The following is a 16785-nucleotide window of genomic DNA, read 5'->3' on the forward strand; positions in this document are numbered from 1 at the left end:
GACGCAGTGGTGCGTCACCGAAACAGGAGTCGATGTGGAAGAAAGCTACGACCTGCTCGTCATCGGTGCGGGAATGGCGGGATCGACCGCTGCAGCGCATGCTGCGCGTGCGGGAAAGACGGTGTGCGTTGTCGAAATCGGCTCCGATGTAGGGGGTTCGGCGCGCTATGCGGGATACGCGTGGACGGCGCCCGACCACGATGTGCTCGACGAACAGAATCCCCACGGTGACCCGGAACTCAAGCGACTCCTCGTCGAGCGTTTCGACGACGGTGTCGAGTGGATACGCTCGGTCGGCGTCGAGGTCGGCGAACCGCAGCGAATTCTGAGTTTCGGCCGTGGCCACAAGTTCGATACCAACCAGTACGTCGACCTGTGCACGCGAATGGTCCGTGATGCTGGTGGCGACGTGCTGCTGCGGGCCACCACCGAGAGCTTGCTGTTCGAAGACGGTGTTGTGCGAGGTGCGGTGATACGCACCGGGTCGAACGCCCCGCGTGAAGTGCACGCGCGCAGCACACTTCTGGCGACCGGAGGGTTTCAAGGCAACAAGACATTGCTGGCCGAGCACGTGCATCCTGCGGCGGGGGAGATGCAACTGCGGTCCAATCCGCACAGCGTGGGCGACGGTTATCGGCTGGCGACGAGCGTCGGTGCCGCGACCGGCGTCGGTGACGCCGGCTTCTACGGGCATTTGATTCCCAGCGGAATCGAGTTGGTCGATCCGGCCGATTTCGTCGACCTGTCCCTGTATTACAGCGAGCATGCCCTGCTGTTCGACACCGACAACGAGCGATTCGTCGACGAGACTCTCGGCGATCACCTGACGGCCATGGCTCTGCTGTCCCGACCGGGCGGCCGCGGATTACTGATCGCCGATTCCAGAGTGCACCGCGATTGGATGTCGGCCTCGTACGTAGAGGGGGCGGTCGCGATCGACAAGTTCGCGCTTGCAGGCAAGCGAGGTGGGCGCGTGGGCAAGGCCGACGCGCTCGAGGACCTCGAGTACCTGCCGGAAGAGTGGGGGTACGACGGTGCGGCGATCGCCTCGGCCGTCAGACGGTTCAACGACGCGGCAGAGCGCGGAATCGGGCAGGCCCCTGGCCGGGCCCTCGACAGCGCGTCGATGTCCGAACCGCCCTACTACGTCATCGAGACAGTTCCCGCGATCACCTTCCCGTTTCACGGAGTGACGATCGACCGCCGCGCCCGCGTGTTGGGCGTCGACGGCGCAGCGATCCCCGGGCTGTTCGCTGCCGGTTCCGATACCGGGGGCCTGTGGAATCGGGCGTACGCAGGTGGGCTGGCTGCTGCACTGGTACTCGGGCTGGCCGCGGCGGCCGAGGTGCGCTGACCTCCGCCCTTGTCGCAGGAGCCCGTGATTGACATCACAAGCAACCGAGGCTAGATTTCAAACTGACATCAGTTCAGTTCAGTTCGGCCGGATGATGCGGAAAGACATGCAGATCTGGATTGCGTTCGAACGGAACTCCCACGCGCTCCCGGAAGCAGTGACAGCTGGTTCGGGGCTCCCTGACGTGCCCGAAAGGAACGCAGAAATGAAGACGCCAATGAGGGCACCGAAACCGAAGGCAGCGAAGTGGGCAACGGTCGCCCTGGTGGCCGCCGCGGCCGTGTTCGCCTCGACCGCCTGCGGCAGTGGATCCTCCACTGCGACAGGTCCGGTCGATGGAACTTGGGACGACGTGGTCGCCGCTGCCAATGGCGAGGGCAGTGTCATGCTGTATTCGAGCCAGAAGCCTGCCAATCTCGACGCTCTGGTGACCGCGTTCCAAGCGGAGTACCCCGAGATCAAGATGGAATACGTCCGCGGTACGGACTCCGAGATCAACCCACGGGTGGAGACCGAGAATCGGACCGGGAAAGGCATTGCGGACGTTCACATGTTGACCGACGCGTCGTGGATCCAGAACGCCGCCGACTCGGGTAAGTTCTCGACGGAGCTGGCGGGACCGGACTTCGACGCGGCAGACTTCGATCCCGCGGCGAGCGTGATCAACGACCGCTTCTTCCTCTCCAGCGCAGCAGTATTCGGGCTCGGATGGAACACCGACGTCGTCCCTGACGGTCTCGACACCCCGCAGGACATTCTGAATCCGGCGTACCGCGGCAAGATCGGTATCGTCAATCCCACCGGAATCGCGTCCTACGTCGACATGTATCGCTACTACGCCGACACATTCGGTGAGGACTACTGGAACAAGCTCGCAGAATTGCAACCACGCGTGTACCCGAGCGCGCTCGGCGTCGCTCAGGCGCTGACATCCGGAGAGGTAGTGGTGAGCCCGTCGGTTCAACCGCTCGTGACGGAAGTGGCCGCAGGTGCCCCGGTCGACTGGGCGCTGCCCTCCGAGCCCTGGGGGACACCCTGGTACACAGAGGTTCTGAGTGCGTCTCAACACCCCAACGCGGCGCAGGTGCTGGCCAACTTCATGGTCACGGTCAAAGGCCAGACGGCACTCAACGGTGGCTACGCCGCCGCGCTCCCCGATATCGACGGTGCAGTCGCGCGCGCACAGGACATTGCCTCGCCCAACGTCGAGGACCTCACGCCGGAGAAGGTCGAGCAGTACTCCCAAGAATTTCAGACCCTGTTCCAGAGCTGACACGGCCAGCGACAGGTCGGAGGAGTGCACATGACAACAGCCGAGGGATCCATGGTGGGCACCACAGTGCTGATCACAGGAGGAGCCAGTGGCATCGGGGGAGCGTGCGCCCAGGTGTTCGCGGAGGACGGCGCGACGGTCTACCTCACCGACGTCGATGACGAGGCGGGCACGCGCCGGGCGGACGAGCTCGGCACCCGTGTGTCCTATCGGCACCTCGATGTCACGAGTGAACTGGACTGGGCCGAAGTCACAGCCGAGATCTCCTCGCGCGGAGACGGTCTCGACGTTCTCGTCAACAGCGCTGGAGCGGCCATCAAAGCTACCCTCGCGCACACCACACTCGATCAGTTTCGGCGAATGTTGGATCTCAACCTGATCGGAACTTTCCTCGGCATCAAGGCCGCGTCCGGCGTCATGCGGTCCGGCGGGTCGATCGTCAACATCGCCTCGCTACGAGGGGTGTTGGCTACTGCGGAACTGGGTGCGTACGGGGCGTCGAAATTCGGCGTTCGGGCGCTGACAAAAGTTGCGGCATTGGAATTGGCGGACAACGGTATTCGAGTGAACGCCGTCTGCCCGGGGAGTATCGACACGCCCATCACGGCGGGAGCGGATTTCGATTCCGACGACGTCGAGGCCTATGTTCGAAGCATCCCGATGCAGCGGCGCGGTAGCCCGCTCGAGGTAGCCGAGGTGGTTCGATTTCTGGCGGGGGACAAGAGCAGTTATGTGACAGGCGCGGACATCATGGTCGACGGCGGAACCGCGGCAGGCGTTCGTACACCGAAAGTTTCGAAAGTGAGTGTGGGATGACAAATCGGTTCACGGTCTCCGGTCTGACGAAGACCTATGGGTCGAATGTGGTCGTCGACAATCTCGACCTCGAGATCGAGCACGGCGAGTTTCTCGTGCTCCTCGGTCCGAGCGGGTGCGGGAAGACGACGACACTGCGATGTCTCGCGGGACTGGAGACACCCCAGGGAGGATCCATAGCGTTCCGCGGACATCCGGTCTTCGACGCAGCATCGAAGACGTCCGTGCCCGCGCACAAACGCAACATCGGCATGGTGTTCCAGTCGTATGCGCTGTGGCCGCACATGACGGTGGCGGAGAACATCCGCTACCCGTTGAAGGTGCGCAAGTTGAAGAAGGCGATCGCGGACGGTGCGGTCGAGGCGGCAGCTGCAATGGTCGATTGCGGCGCACTGCTCGACCGGTACCCGTCCCAGCTCAGCGGCGGTCAGCAGCAGCGCGTGGCTGTTGCGCGAGGTCTGGTGGCGGAGCCGGATCTGGTGTTGTTCGACGAGCCGCTGAGCAATCTCGACGCCCGCCTACGTGACCAGGTGCGTTCGCAGATTCACCAGCTGCATCAACAACTGGGATTCACCGCGGTGTTCGTGACCCACGACCAATCCGAGGCCTTCGCTCTCGGTGACCGTCTTGCCATCATGAAGGCAGGCAAGATCGAACAATACGACGCTCCCGAGTACGTCTTCGAAAATCCCGTGTCGGAGTATGTTGCGGCCTTCATCGGCATGGGGAACCGGTTGGAATTGCGCCGCGGCCACGATGGCTGGATCACGAGCGCATCCGACGTCATCGATCTGGGAGCCTCCGTCGTCCGCGATCGCGCGGACGAAGGCGATCTGGCCGTCGCTCGGTTCCGGCCCGACGATCTTCTTCTGCACCGATCCACCGAGGATGTTCCGGCCGGCCATATCGCGTTGCACGCGGAATTGGTGACGTACGAGTACGGCGGCCGGTATTTCGACGTCACCGTCAAGACCGGTGTCGAGCAACTCGCAGTGCGCGCAGGGGCTGCCGAACACAGCGCAACTCTTCGCGGAAGTCGACCCGGTGACCCCGTCGTCGTCAGCTTCTCGCCGTCGTGCCTGCGGGTGTACGCGGATCCGGACGGCGACACGGCATCGCGCCCGGACCTGGTCGCGAGCACCTCGGGTGGTCTGTCCTGATGGCTACACTGACCGAGACCGACCGACCCACGGCTCCGAATCCGGTATCCACCGGCACACGTACCTTCACCATCGCGCCGCACTGGCGGGCGCGGATCGGCTATTTCGCGCTGCTGGCTGTTCTCGCGTATCTGGTTGTCCTGCCGATGGTTCGTCTGCAGATGCTCGCGCTCGAAGACGGGGCTGCAGGGTATCGAAGCCAGTACGGCCGCTTCGATATCGGGGTCACCCTGCGAACCACGATTGCATTGGCTCTCGGGTCGCTCGTGATTGCGATGGTTCTGGGCACCGTCCTGGCGTTCGCGGCATCTCGGCTGCCGGCAAAGCTCGGCTGGCTCAGGATCATTCCGATCCTACCGATCGTGATGCCTGCGGTGGCGAACGTCGTCGGGTGGGCATTCCTGCTGTCACCGGGGCCGGGATACATCAACGTTCTTCTTCGAATGTTGCCGTGGTGGAGCGGAACCGACAGTGGACCCATCGATGTGTACAGCGTGCCGTGGATCATCGTTCTGACCGGTTTCGGACTGACGTCGTTCGTCTATCTGTTCGTGAGTTCGGGAATGCAGAACATCAGCTCCGAACATCTCGAAGCGGCACAGGTCAGTGGGTCGTCGACGGTGGGCATCTTCTTCAAGATCGTTCTCCCGCTCCTGCGCCCGTCGCTCATCTACGGCGGCGGAATCGCGCTGCTTCTCGGACTGGGGCAGTTCACCGGCCCGTTGCTTCTCGGTGCGAACAGTGGCGTCAAGGTTCTCACGACCGAGATGTATCGACGCGTGTCCGAGTCTCCTTCCGACTTCGCCGCGGCAGCTGCTGCCGGAGCACCGCTCGTCATCTTCGGTCTGGTTCTCGTTCTGGCGCAGAAGGCATTGCTGGGCAACCAGACACGCTTCGTCACCCACGGAGGCAAAGCATTCGCACCGTCGACGGGCAAGGCCACCTGGGCGACGATGACCATCGTGGCCTTCGCCTTGCTCGCACTCGTCATCCCGCTGGTGGGCTTGATCATCGTGTCGCTGACCCCGTACTGGTCGGGGTCGCTGTCCTGGGGTCTGTTCACGCTGGACAATTTCCGTGAACTACTCGGTACCACCGCGGTGATCGAGTCGGTGCTCACGAGTGTCCTCACCTCGCTCGGCGCAGTCGTCGTCTGCATTCCGCTGGGCTACCTGATGGCCAATCTTCTCGTGCGTGGACGACGATTCCGGATCCTTGCTCTCATCGCCGATCTGATGACCGCACTGCCCCTCGGCATTCCGGCCGTGATCTTCGGAGTCGGATTTCTGCTCACCTACACCGAACCTCCCCTGATCCTGTACGGAACGAGGACGGTGATCATTCTCGTGTACATCGTGCTCATGTTGCCGTTCGCGACGAGGATGCAGATGACCGCGATGCTCTCCCTCGGCAATACCTACACCGAAGCATCGGCCACGAGCGGCGCGTCGCCGTTCGTGACGACACTGCGAATCATGTTGCCTCTCATGCGCCCCACGATTCTGAGTGCGGTCGCGCTGATGTTCATTCTGCTCACCCACGAGTTCGCTGCGTCGCTTCTGGTGCGGGCGTCGACGACCCAGGTCATGGGCACGTTGCTGTTCGACATGTGGCAGAACGGATCGTATCCCCTCGTGGCCGCGATGGCGTTGCTGATGACGGCCGTCACCACCATCGGCGTCGCCTTCGCCATGCTCGTCGGTGGCCGCAACGTCTTGAGCAAGCTGTGACGGGGGCTCCGTCCCGGTTCGAGGACAAGGTCGTCCTCGTGACCGGGGCGACCGGCGGCATCGGCGTCGAGATCGTGCGTCGCCTCGCATCGGAGGGAGCATCGGTCGTCGTGACCGATGTGGGCGGACCTGCTTGTGAGAAGTTGGTGTCCGAGCAGGCCGATCCACATGCGCACGTGCCGCTTGCCCTCGACATAACGCAGGAACAGCAGTGGCGCGACGTGCTCGGCGCGGTGACCGATCGTTACGGCAGGCTCGATGCTCTCGTCAACAACGGTGCCATCGGCAGCCTCGGAACCGTCGTCGACGAAGACCTCGACCGCTACAACAGAGTGATCGAGGTGAGCCAGACCGGAACCTGGCTCGGAATGAAACACGCAGGTGCCTACGTCGAACAGAGCGGCGGGGGATCGATCGTCAACATCTGTTCGATCCTCGGCAGCGTCGGTGGGCTGGGGAACAGCTTCGCGTACGCGGCAGCCAAGGGTGCCGTCCGCACGATGACCAAGAACGCGGCCCTGCACTGGGCGACGAAGGGTGTGCGCGTCAACTCGATTCATCCTGGGTTCATCGAGACGAAGCAACTGCTGGAGCGTTACGAGGGGACCGAGCGGCACCGGGCGATGATCGAGCACACACCGATGGGAAGGCTGGGCGCCGCATCGGAAGTCGCTGCCGCAGTTGCCTTCCTGGCCGGCGACGACAGTACGTTCGTCACCGGAACCGAGTTGTACGTCGACGGTGGCTGGACCTGCGACTGAGAAAGTCCGATCGGAGTGGACGGTGTCAGCGGATGCTGAAGCCGTCCACCCCGTTTCGCGTGGTGACCGAGAGTAGGTTCCGGTGCACCAGAACGTCGAGGTGCGCCAATGTCTCGCAGGTGGCGACCATCTGATTGAAGTCGTCGAGCGAGGCGAACGAGCGGTCGTGACGGGTCCACGTGAGGGCGGCCGCGGCGTCGAGTCCGGTCGTGTACCCGTGCTCGACGACCGCGTCGCGTGTGGCGGCCAAGCGGCGATCATGGTGTGCGAGAAGCTGACGGCTCCGCTCGTGTACGCGTGTGCCGGGCACCCCGTGGGACGGAAGCATGATGCGGTCGGCATCGTCGAGCATGAGTTCGAGTGAGGCCAGGTACTTCGCCAGGGGCAGGTCCCACTCGCCGAGTTCGAAGCCGATCGACGGAGTGATGCTGGGCAGTACGTGGTCTCCGGTATAGCTGACATCACGATCGAGGTCGTGGAACACCATGTGCCCCTTGGTGTGTCCGGGAGTATGCACGGCGTGGACGCGGTGGCCCGATATCTCGAGGGGGCCATCGGTCAACCAGGAGTCGGGGGAGCCCCAGTCGGAGGCATCGAACGGCTCGCGCGACGCTGCCTCGAGTGCGATGGCCGCGATCTCGGGCGCACCGGCTCGGGCCAGCTCACGGATCGAGCTTTCCGGTACGTTGCTGCCCAGGTTCTGTATTGCGGCGATGCCAGGAGCTTCCGCGGCGCCCAGGTGCACCCGCGTACCGTACCGACGCCGCAGCTCGACGGCGAACGTGTAGTGGTCCCGGTGCACATGGGTGACGTAGACGTCGTGGATCTCGTCGGGCGTGCGGCCGATGTGGACCAATGCTTCGGTCAGCTCGTCGTGTGTCGCGTCCCGCCGCCAGCCGCCGTCGATCAGGGCCAGCCCGTCCTGCGTCTCCAGTGCGTACACGTTGATGGCTCGCAGCCCGTCCTGGGGCATCTGCAGGGGTATTCGGTGGACACCGTCGGACACGGGAAAGCATCCGGCATCGGTCCACGAGGTGGTCATCCTTCGGTGCCGGCGAGTGGAACCATCGTCTTCTCGTCCCCGTACCACATCATGCGGCGTCCACCCATCGTTCCTACGTGCTCGACGGCGGCCTTCCATTCCGGGCTTGCCAGAGCAGCTTCCAGCGCGTCACGAGATTCGAAGCTGAGGACCGACAGTCCGTCCCAGCCCTCGGACTTGCTGCCGAATGCCTCCAGCAGTTCGGTGTGCTGCCACCGAAGGAGCCCGGGCAGTGGGTACGTGACTTCGGCGTGTTCGCCGCGCCACCACGTGATGAACTGCTCGTGTGACCAATCGGTCGGCCGTGCTGCAACGAGTACGAGGTTGTACATCCGGTTCTCCTAATTGAATTCTGTTCAGTTCGAGAGGGAGTGACACGGCGATGCGGAATCGCCGAAGTCGGATCTATTTTCGGACCACTCGCATCGCGGCATCGGTGATGAGCGCGGTGATGTCGCCGATCGTGAGGTCTCCGTCGGGGCGATACCAGCGCCAGACACTGATCACCAAGGCGAGGACGAGGCGAGCCAACATCGTGGGATCGGATTTCGTGAACTCACGTGCTTTGATCCCGCGTGAGATCAGCGAAGTCCAGTTGATCTCTATCTGGCGCACCAGCTCTCGGCACTGAAGGCGCTCGGCCTCCTCCTTGGCCGACTGGCGCTCGGTGGCGAGCAGGTCCATGTGGTTCTGCAGGATTCGGCGCTGAAGAGCATCGGTGGGGGAGGCGGCGAGAGATGCGGAAATCGCCGCGCGCAGTGCGGCATCCGGATCGGAGATGTCCTCGGTAGCCGCGGTGAAGCGATCTACGGAGTCGGCGAGCTCGAGCCGCATTATCGTGAGCAGGCAATGTGCTTTGGATTCGAAGTAGTGATAGAGCGCAGTCTGGCCGATACCGACCTCGTCCGCGATGGAGGCCCACTTCGTGTGTTCGTATCCCACTTTTCCGAAATGGTCGATGGCCGCGGACAGTATCAGCGTTCGCTTCGATCGCGGGCTCTCGCGTCGAACGCCGGTTCCTACGGTCATGATCTTCCCCCAATGCGGTACACGTTCAGGTCAGCCTCGAGCTTACATATTTTGAGATGAATTCGAATCAGTTTGGGTGGCCAACGACTGCGCGAGCGTCGTCGCGTCCGCGCGGGAGAGCTTCCCGACGCGATTCTGCGGCAGGTCGTCGACGGTGAACAGGTATTCGGGCCACTTGGATTTGGAAACACCGGCCTCGGCGAGCCCTGCCGTCACATCGCCGAGTGCCAAGTCGGGCCCACCCGTCACGACCAACGCAGCGGCGCGCTCGCCCAACAGGTCGTCGGGCACGGGAACGACACAGACCTGGACCACCGCGTCCAAGGATGCGATGGCGGATTCCATTTCGTTGATGTCGATGTTCCGTCCACCTCGGATGATGATCTGCTTCTGTCGGCCCATGACACGGATGGAACCGTCGGCGGCAATGTCCACCAGGTCGCCGGTGGGAAAAAAACCGTCAGGAGTGAGTTCGGGAGGAACGGGCTTGCCCGAGCGTGCATAACCGACGAACAGCGAGGGGCCCTTGACCTGAGCCTCACCGACCTCGCCGTCGGGCAGCGGGATTCCATGCGAGTCCACGGCACGAACGATCGTTCCCGGGAACGGCCGCCCATCTCGTCCGAGCCTGATCTCGGGAGAGTCGTCGAGGGCAGGAGTCGTGTGGCCCAGACACTCCGACATGCCGAACACTCGCAGGAACGTGGTGTCGAGCCACTGTTCTGCTTGACCGAGGGCACGCGCATTCATCGGGCCACCGCCGACGGTCATGGCGCGCATGGCCGACAGCGCGTTCTCGGACCCCTCCGCCACCGACAATTGCAGTGCCATGGTCGGAACCAGCATGGTCCAGGCGAGCCGGTGCTCACGGGCTGCGACGAGCGCGCCGGTGGGCGACCAGCGACCGATCGAGACCATCGTGCCGTCCAGCATCGCGGGGAGATACATCCCGAAACAGAACGCTGCAACGGACGAGAGTGGCACGAATGCGCCGATCGCTTCACCCGGTCGCAGTCCGACCGCGTCGATGGTGCTGCGGCATGCGTAGCGGATCGCGTCCTCGGACTGGACGACGCACTTGGGCCTACCGGTCGAACCGGAGGTCATGGCTATGGCGACGCCGCCGTTCCACCGCTCGATCGAAGCGAAGGGCGTGCCGGTCGCACGCAAGATGTGCGCGTCGAAAGCAGGTGCGGACCTGGGGAATACCTCATCGGTCACGCCCCAGTGCCCGAGCGCCGCGGGATCCGCGATGATCAGATCCGGTGCGATGTCCTCGAGCGCCAGCTCGAACTCGGACTCTGTCGCGTGCGGGCTGAACACGGCGACGACGCCTCCGCGCAGCCCGACAGCCAGCGCCGCAGTGAGCGTGTGCCAGGTGTTGTCGGCCTGAATCAACGCGGTGGGACTGGCGGAGTCGATATCGGCGATGGTGTCGGCGAGGGACCGGGCGGCGGCCATGATCGAGCCGACGGTATGACTGCCCGTCTCGTCGATCACGGCGATCGTGTCGGGGTTCCGCTCGGCGCGGGACAGCATGTCATCTGCAAGCCACTTCACTGTCGTGTCTCTTTCGTCGGTCCTTGCGTAACGGTCATGTCGAGAACAGCGCGGCCGGTGATCGAGCCCGCCCGCAACTGCGCGTACGCGTCGAGAGCGTCGGTGAACGGAAATGTGGTGACCTCTGCGTGCAGTACGCCGTCGCGAGCCAGGGCGACTACAGCCCGCAGATCCTCCCGCGTCCCCCAGAACGGCGCGCTGACCTGCCACCCGTTGACGAGACCCACGTCCTTACCGACGACCAGTCGGCCACCGGCAGTCCCGATCACCACCACACGGCCGCCGGAGGTGAGCAGCTCGCTCGCAGGCTCGGTTGTTCCCGGAGCACCGACGAAATCCAACACGAGATCCGCGCCGCCCAGATCGGCAACACGCTCGCGCGCGTCCGCGACGGTGTCGTGGCACTCGTGTGCACCGGACGACGCAGCGAGGCCGTGCGCCTCCGGTCGTGTCTCGACGGCGATGATGTGGGCGACACCGAACGAGCGCAGAATCTGCAGTGCGAGATGACCGAGTCCGCCCACGCCGATGACCACGACGACGCTCCGCGAGTCGATGAGGTCGGAATTGGTTCGGATCGCGTGGTACGCGGTGAGTGCGGCGTCGGCCAACGGTGCCGCGCTGTGCGGGGCCAGCGTCCCGATGGGGACCAGCACGTCCGACGACGGCACGAGCATCAGCTCGGCAAGTCCACCCGGATACCCGAGTCCGTTGCCGATCGGGGCCAGGCGGCCGTCCGGTCGTCGCACGAGCTCGCGGCAATAGTTCTCCCTGCCGCGCAGGCAGTTTCGGCACCGGCCGCAGCTCCAGATCCCGTGGACAACAACCCCGGTTCCGACCCAGGACGTCTCGGCCGTCGGGCCTGCCGCTACCACTGTTCCGGCGACCTCGTGCCCGAGTGTCAGCGGTAGGTCGTAGTCGAACGCGCTCGCGGAGGAATCCATGACGTGGAGATCGGACCTGCACAGTCCCGCCGCGTCGACGCGAAGCAGCAGTTGACTGCCTGTCGGTTCTGGATCGGCGACCTCACGAAAAACGGGTGCTTGGCCCCACGCTTCCAGATGTAACGCCAGCATCAGCGCGCCGTCCATCCGCCGTCGACGACAAGGGTCTGCCCGGTCATGTACGACGACGCGTCCGAAGCCAGGAACAGTACTGCGCCGTCGATCTCGCCCTCGACCCCGCCGCGTCCGAGCATGGTGTTTCTCCGTACCCATCCGGCCGACTTGTCGTTGGAGAAAAGCCCATCGGTCATCTCGGTATCGAACCACCCGGGAACGATCGAGTTGACCCGGACTCCCCGGCGGCCCCACTGGCCCGCCAGCTCGCGGGTCAGTCCGAGTGTGCCTGCCTTGGACGCCGCGTAACTCGCGCCCCCGATCGGAGCGGTCGAGACCAATCCGACGACGGACGAGATGTTGATGATGGACGCGTGATTCTCCGCCGGGATCTTCGCCACTGCGTAGGTAGCGAGGTGGAACCCGGCCGCGAGGTTCAGGTCCAGAATCGAGTGAAATCCCTCCAGCGTCTCGTCCTCGGCGTTGGGTGGTCCTGGCCGCCCCGCGTTGTTGATCAGTACATCGAGCCGGCCGGTGTCGGAGATGGCTCGATCGACGAGCGCCTTCCGGTCTCCGTCATCGGTGACATCGCACCGAACCGGAACGATGCCGGGGACTTCGCCGGACAGCGCGATCAACCGGTCGAGGCGTCGACCTGCCGCGTACACCGTGGCCCCTGCCGCGGCGAGTGTCCGCGCGAACCCGAGACCGAGTCCCGACGACGCCCCGGTGACCACGGCGACGCGGCCGGTCAGGCCGAACATGTCTGTCAGCACTCGCACACCTTCGATGTTGTTGTCCGTCATGGCTATCCTGCTCGGTTTCAGTAGACGGCGGTCCGACCACCGTCGACCGGGATGATCGCACCGGTCGTGTAGCCGGCGTCGTCGGACGCGAGATGGGTTATCAGGCCGGCGATTTCCTCGGGCCGGCCGAGTCTGCCCGCGGGCAGACGGTCGACGATCTTGCCGATGAACTCGTCGTCCCAGTTCTCGGACATGTCGGTGGCAAATCCGCCGGGCATGACGCAGTTGACGCGTACGGTCGGAGCGTATTCCTGCGCGAACGCTCGGGTCAGAGCATTGAGGCCGTTCTTCGCCGCGGCATACATCGCCTCGGGCGGGCTGGGACGCTCGGCCCCGATGCTGGAGATGTTGATGATGGAACCACCACCTGCGGCCGCCATCCGGTCGCCTGCAACGGCCATCAGCCGGAACGGGCCCTTGAGGTTGACCTCGATCGTCTTGTCCCACAGGCTCTCGGTGACCGAGACGAGATTGTCCGCGAGCGGTGCGATCCCAGCATTGTTGACGACGATGTCCAGGCTGCCGAATCGCGTGATGATGTCGTCGACCGCGGGCTCGATGCTGTCCCAGTGGCCCACGTGCAACACATACGGATGTGCACTGCCCGGCCCGCCGTCACCCAGGGCGGCCACCGCCTGCTCGCACGCGTCGAGCTTCCGGCTGGACACGATGACCGTGGCACCGTCGTCGCGCAGACCGCGGGCGATGGCGAGACCGAGTCCGCGACTCGCGCCGGTCACCAGCGCTACCTTTCCGGTCAGTTTCGGGGTACTCATCTGTACTTCTTCACCTCGAGTCGGGCAATGGTTCGTAGGTGGACCTCGTTGGGTCCGTCGGCGATCTGCAGGGCGCGAGTGATGGCGTACAGCCGCGCGAGAATCGTGTCGTTGCTGACGCCTGCAGCCCCGTGGGTCTGCACCGCACGATCGACGACATGATGCGCCACTTCCATCGCCGCGACTTTGATCGCCGCGACTTCCGAACGAGCCGAAGCATTTCCGCGGGTGTCCATCAGCCATGCGGACTTCAGGACGAGCAACCGAATCTGGTCGATCTCGATGCGACTGCGTGCGATCCACTCACGGACGACGCCGCGGTCGGCAAGGGGACCGCCGAAAGCCTGACGGACCAGCGAGCGCTGACACATCATCTCCAGAGCGCGTTCGGCCATCCCGATCGCCCGCATGGCGTAGTGCATACGGCCGGGTCCGAGTCGGCCCTGCGCGATGGCGAATCCATCGCCCTCCGCCCCGAGCATGTTCGCCGCGGGTACGCGCACATCGGTGAACTGCACTTCCCCGTGTCCGAGTCGATCCTGGAAACCGAACATCGGAAGATCGCGAACGACCTCGATCCCTGGCGCATCGGACGGGACGAGGATCATGCTCTGCTGCCGGTAGGTCGGACCTTCGGGGTCGGACTTTCCCATGAAGATCATGAGCTTGCAGTCCGGATCCAGGACTCCCGAGGTGTACCACTTGCGGCCGTTGATCACGTACTCGTCGCCCTGACGGCGGATCGTCGAGGTGATGTTGGTGGCGTCCGAGCTCGCAACATCGGGCTCGGTCATGGCGAATGCCGAGCGAATGCTGCAGTCCAGCAGCGGCTTCAACCACTGCTGCTTCTGCTCCTCGGTGCCGTACATGGCCAGAATTTCCATGTTGCCGGTGTCCGGGGCCGAGCAGTTGACGGTCTCGTTTCCGATGATCGACCGCCCGACGATCTCCGCGAGCGGCGCGTACTCGAGATTGGTCAGCCCTGCGCCGAGTCCGTCGTGTGTCATGAACAGATTCCACAAGCCGAGTTCGCGAGCCTTGGTCTGCAAATCACGCATGATCTGTGGTTGCTCGTGTGGGTTGTCGTTCGCTGCGATCTGCGCGTCGTAGATCTTCTCGGCGGGATAGACATGGTCGTTCATGAAGGTTTCCAGAGTGCCGACGAGTTCGTCGGTACGCGGGGAATAGGAGAAGTCCACTTCTGCTGTGCTCCTGTCGAATGGATGGTGCGCGTCAATGCCGGAGTAGGGACGTGCCTGTGTCGATCAATCTGGCGATCGTCGCCGGGAGCTTCTCCTGATCGGGGTCGATGTGACGACCTTCGCGGTGGCGCCGCAGGTTGTGCCCCATGATCGACGCCATCTTGAGCCTGCCCAGCGCGTCGAACCACGTCATGTCCGGCAGTGTGCGGGCGCCACCGGTATACGCGGCGATCAACTCTTCCGAGCTCGGAAGCGAGGGAATCTCGCGTCCGACGCCGGGGAAGTTGGAGCCGTCGGCGAAAACCAGGAACCAGCCCAGCTCGACGCGCGGATCACCGGCGCTCCAAATCTCCCAATCGATCAGCGCGGCAGGCTCGGTCCCCTGCGAGAGAATGTTGCCGAGGCGGTAGTCGCCGTGAACCAGAGTGGGAGCGATGGCGTCGGGAACATCGGCGCGGAGCAGCCCCAGTAGTTCGCTGCCTCCGGCCACCAACTCGGGCGGCACCGCTGCCAACGTCTTGGCCCAACGGTCCAATTCGTCCGCCGGTGTCAGTGGATCGGCTGCGCCGTCGATGCTGCTCGGTTCGACGGCGTGCAGAAGGGGTAGCACCTCTGCGGCGCGCAGCATGCGGGCCGAGGCGACAGCGGGATCCACTGCGGGATCGTCGAGTACGGGTTCGAGAGACTCGCCCGCGATCAGATCCATCGCGAACCATGCAGGCTCCTGCCTGTCCACGGCGACGATCCCTGGGACAGGGACGTCGGTGCTCGCCAGTGCTTCCAGGATCGACGCTTGCCGCAGCATGTCATGGCGGCCCACCGGCCGTTGCCCCTCGGGAACGGCCTTGACGACGATCGCGCCCTCGGAAGTGTTCGCACGATAGGTCAATCCGGAGTGGCCGCCAAGAAGGGGCTCGAAATCGGTCACGGTGACACCGCGCTCGGCGCGCAATACGGCGCTCACGCGAGATTCGAGTGATACGTCGCTCATGGTCGTGGCTCCCGCGGCAGACCGAGCACACGCTCGGCGATGATGTTGTGTTGAATCTCGTCGGTCCCACCGGCGATGCGATAACCGGGAGCGCCGAGAATGTGCTCGGTCCAGGCGAAAGTTCCCCACCGGCCGGAATCGGAGGTCGACTCGCGGCCGAGCAGCAGCCTCACCACGTCGGAGGTCTTGGCCATCGTGTCGGTTGCCAGCAGTTTCCCCAGGGACGCCTCCGGCCCCGGATCGTTGCCTGCGATCACGGCGCCTGCGACTCGCATGTTGCCGATGCGTTGGACGTAGCTGCGGGTGACGAGATCCGCCACGGCGTCACGTTCGATCTCGGTGAGTGCACGTCCGAGGTTTCGGGCAAGCGCGACTGCCTGGTCGGCGTTGGCGAGGCCGAGGTTGCCGCCGTCGAGACGTTCGGCGGCGAGCACGGTCAGCGCCACCTGCCATCCCTTTCCGACCGGGCCGAGCCGCAACGAGTCGCTGAGTTCGACACCGTCCAGGTAGACCTCGTTGAAGGAGGTTCCGCCGGTCATCTGCCTGATGGGCCGGACAGTCACACCGGGTGCATCCATGGGCACGAGGAACATCGTGAGTCCGGCGTGTTTGGCCGCAGCAGGATCCGTGCGGCACAGCGCGACACCGTAGTGGGCCACACGGGCACCCGAAGTCCAGACCTTGTGACCGTCGATCTTCCAGTCGCCGTCCGCGTTCCGAGTTGCCTTGGTGCGGACGGCGGCCAGATCGGACCCCGCTTCGGTTTCCGAGAAGAGTTGGCATGCAATGACGTCGGTGCGCAGCATGGCTCGCACGAATTGCGCCTTCTGCGACTCGGTCCCCCAGTGCGCGATGGTCGGTGCCACCAACTGCTGTGTCACCGAGAACATCTCGGTGCGACGAGGAACGTCGAAGGCATCCTCTGCGCGTCGGAACGCGAGTACGTACGACAGGGGGAGGCCGGCGCCGCCGAATTCCACGGGTGAGTTCAACGCACCCCAGCCCGCGTCGAACTTGGTCCGCTCGTAGGCCGCGATCTCGTCGGTGTGCGCCTGCTCCTGCTCGGCAGTCCAGTTCTCGAACACTGCGACCGAATCGGAGCCGGTGCCCCATTCGGACTCGGTTCGCGGCTGCGCGATGCTGTGTAGCCAGCGGATCGCGTTCTCGGTGAACTCCGCGATGGCGGGCATGGTTCCTGATGTCACTGGTTCGCCTCGGTGCTCGTGT

The 16785-nt window shown here is 64.3% G+C and carries 16 protein-coding genes; 6 read left to right on the top strand and 10 right to left on the bottom strand.

The window, feature by feature from the left end:
- Positions 1-34 precede the first annotated feature (34 nt).
- From RY1_RS09065 to RY1_RS09090, 6 genes are all read left to right on the top strand, one after another.
- The gene (locus RY1_RS09065) at positions 35-1354 is read left to right on the top strand and encodes an FAD-dependent oxidoreductase (protein ID WP_084727279.1); all 1320 of its coding nucleotides are present in this window, start codon (positions 35-37) and stop codon (positions 1352-1354) included.
- 205 nt (positions 1355-1559) lie between these two features.
- Positions 1560-2627 carry an extracellular solute-binding protein gene (locus RY1_RS09070; RefSeq protein ID WP_245819567.1) on the top strand — a complete coding sequence of 356 codons (1068 nt, stop codon included), beginning with the start codon at positions 1560-1562 and terminating at the stop codon, positions 2625-2627.
- Between the two features lie 30 nt (positions 2628-2657).
- On the top strand, positions 2658-3443 hold the full coding sequence (locus RY1_RS09075) for an SDR family NAD(P)-dependent oxidoreductase (protein ID WP_072803205.1): 786 nt from the start codon (positions 2658-2660) through the stop codon (positions 3441-3443).
- Positions 3440-4603: an ABC transporter ATP-binding protein gene (locus RY1_RS09080; RefSeq protein ID WP_072803206.1), complete on the top strand. Its 1164-nt coding sequence runs from the start codon at positions 3440-3442 to the stop codon at positions 4601-4603. The genes RY1_RS09075 and RY1_RS09080 overlap by 4 nt, the downstream gene beginning before the upstream one ends.
- On the top strand, positions 4603-6333 hold the full coding sequence (locus tag RY1_RS09085) for an ABC transporter permease (protein ID WP_072803207.1): 1731 nt from the start codon (positions 4603-4605) through the stop codon (positions 6331-6333). The genes RY1_RS09080 and RY1_RS09085 overlap by 1 nt, the downstream gene beginning before the upstream one ends.
- Positions 6330-7094 (top strand): SDR family NAD(P)-dependent oxidoreductase, encoded by a 765-nt coding sequence (locus RY1_RS09090; RefSeq protein ID WP_072803208.1) that lies wholly within the window; start codon positions 6330-6332, stop codon positions 7092-7094. Before RY1_RS09085 ends, RY1_RS09090 begins: the two co-directional genes overlap by 4 nt.
- A gap of 25 nt (positions 7095-7119) precedes the next feature.
- On the opposite strand, the gene RY1_RS09095 is transcribed toward RY1_RS09090, so the two are convergent.
- The 10 genes from RY1_RS09095 to RY1_RS09140 all read right to left on the bottom strand — a co-directional run bounded on the left by RY1_RS09095 (position 7120) and on the right by RY1_RS09140 (position 16748).
- Positions 7120-8136, bottom strand: a complete 1017-nt coding sequence (locus RY1_RS09095) for an MBL fold metallo-hydrolase (protein ID WP_072803209.1) — start codon at positions 8134-8136, stop codon at positions 7120-7122.
- Positions 8133-8468: an EthD domain-containing protein gene (locus tag RY1_RS09100; RefSeq protein WP_072803210.1), complete on the bottom strand. Its 336-nt coding sequence runs from the start codon at positions 8466-8468 to the stop codon at positions 8133-8135. Before RY1_RS09100 ends, RY1_RS09095 begins: the two co-directional genes overlap by 4 nt.
- A 73-nt stretch (positions 8469-8541) precedes the next feature.
- A complete protein-coding gene (locus RY1_RS09105) occupies positions 8542-9165 on the bottom strand; it encodes a TetR/AcrR family transcriptional regulator (protein WP_072803211.1) in 624 nt (207 codons plus the stop codon).
- Between the two features lie 42 nt (positions 9166-9207).
- Positions 9208-10704: a class I adenylate-forming enzyme family protein gene (locus RY1_RS09110; protein ID WP_072803407.1), complete on the bottom strand. Its 1497-nt coding sequence runs from the start codon at positions 10702-10704 to the stop codon at positions 9208-9210.
- A gap of 17 nt (positions 10705-10721) precedes the next feature.
- A complete protein-coding gene (locus RY1_RS09115) occupies positions 10722-11816 on the bottom strand; it encodes an alcohol dehydrogenase catalytic domain-containing protein (RefSeq protein WP_072803212.1) in 1095 nt (364 codons plus the stop codon).
- A complete protein-coding gene (locus RY1_RS09120) occupies positions 11801-12589 on the bottom strand; it encodes an SDR family NAD(P)-dependent oxidoreductase (protein WP_072803213.1) in 789 nt (262 codons plus the stop codon). Before RY1_RS09120 ends, RY1_RS09115 begins: the two co-directional genes overlap by 16 nt.
- Positions 12590-12606: 17 nt before the next feature.
- Positions 12607-13365, bottom strand: coding sequence for an SDR family NAD(P)-dependent oxidoreductase (locus RY1_RS09125; protein ID WP_072803214.1), 759 nt, complete (start codon positions 13363-13365; stop codon positions 12607-12609).
- Positions 13362-14564: an acyl-CoA dehydrogenase family protein gene (locus RY1_RS09130; RefSeq protein ID WP_072803215.1), complete on the bottom strand. Its 1203-nt coding sequence runs from the start codon at positions 14562-14564 to the stop codon at positions 13362-13364. Before RY1_RS09130 ends, RY1_RS09125 begins: the two co-directional genes overlap by 4 nt.
- A gap of 34 nt (positions 14565-14598) precedes the next feature.
- A complete protein-coding gene (locus RY1_RS09135; protein ID WP_072803216.1) occupies positions 14599-15558 on the bottom strand; it encodes a phosphotransferase family protein in 960 nt (319 codons plus the stop codon).
- On the bottom strand, positions 15555-16748 hold the full coding sequence (locus RY1_RS09140; protein ID WP_072803408.1) for an acyl-CoA dehydrogenase family protein: 1194 nt from the start codon (positions 16746-16748) through the stop codon (positions 15555-15557). The genes RY1_RS09135 and RY1_RS09140 overlap by 4 nt, the downstream gene beginning before the upstream one ends.
- Positions 16749-16785 lie beyond the last annotated feature (37 nt).

The organism is Rhodococcus yunnanensis NBRC 103083, from assembly GCF_001895005.1.
GTDB lineage: Bacteria > Actinomycetota > Actinomycetes > Mycobacteriales > Mycobacteriaceae > Rhodococcoides > Rhodococcoides yunnanense.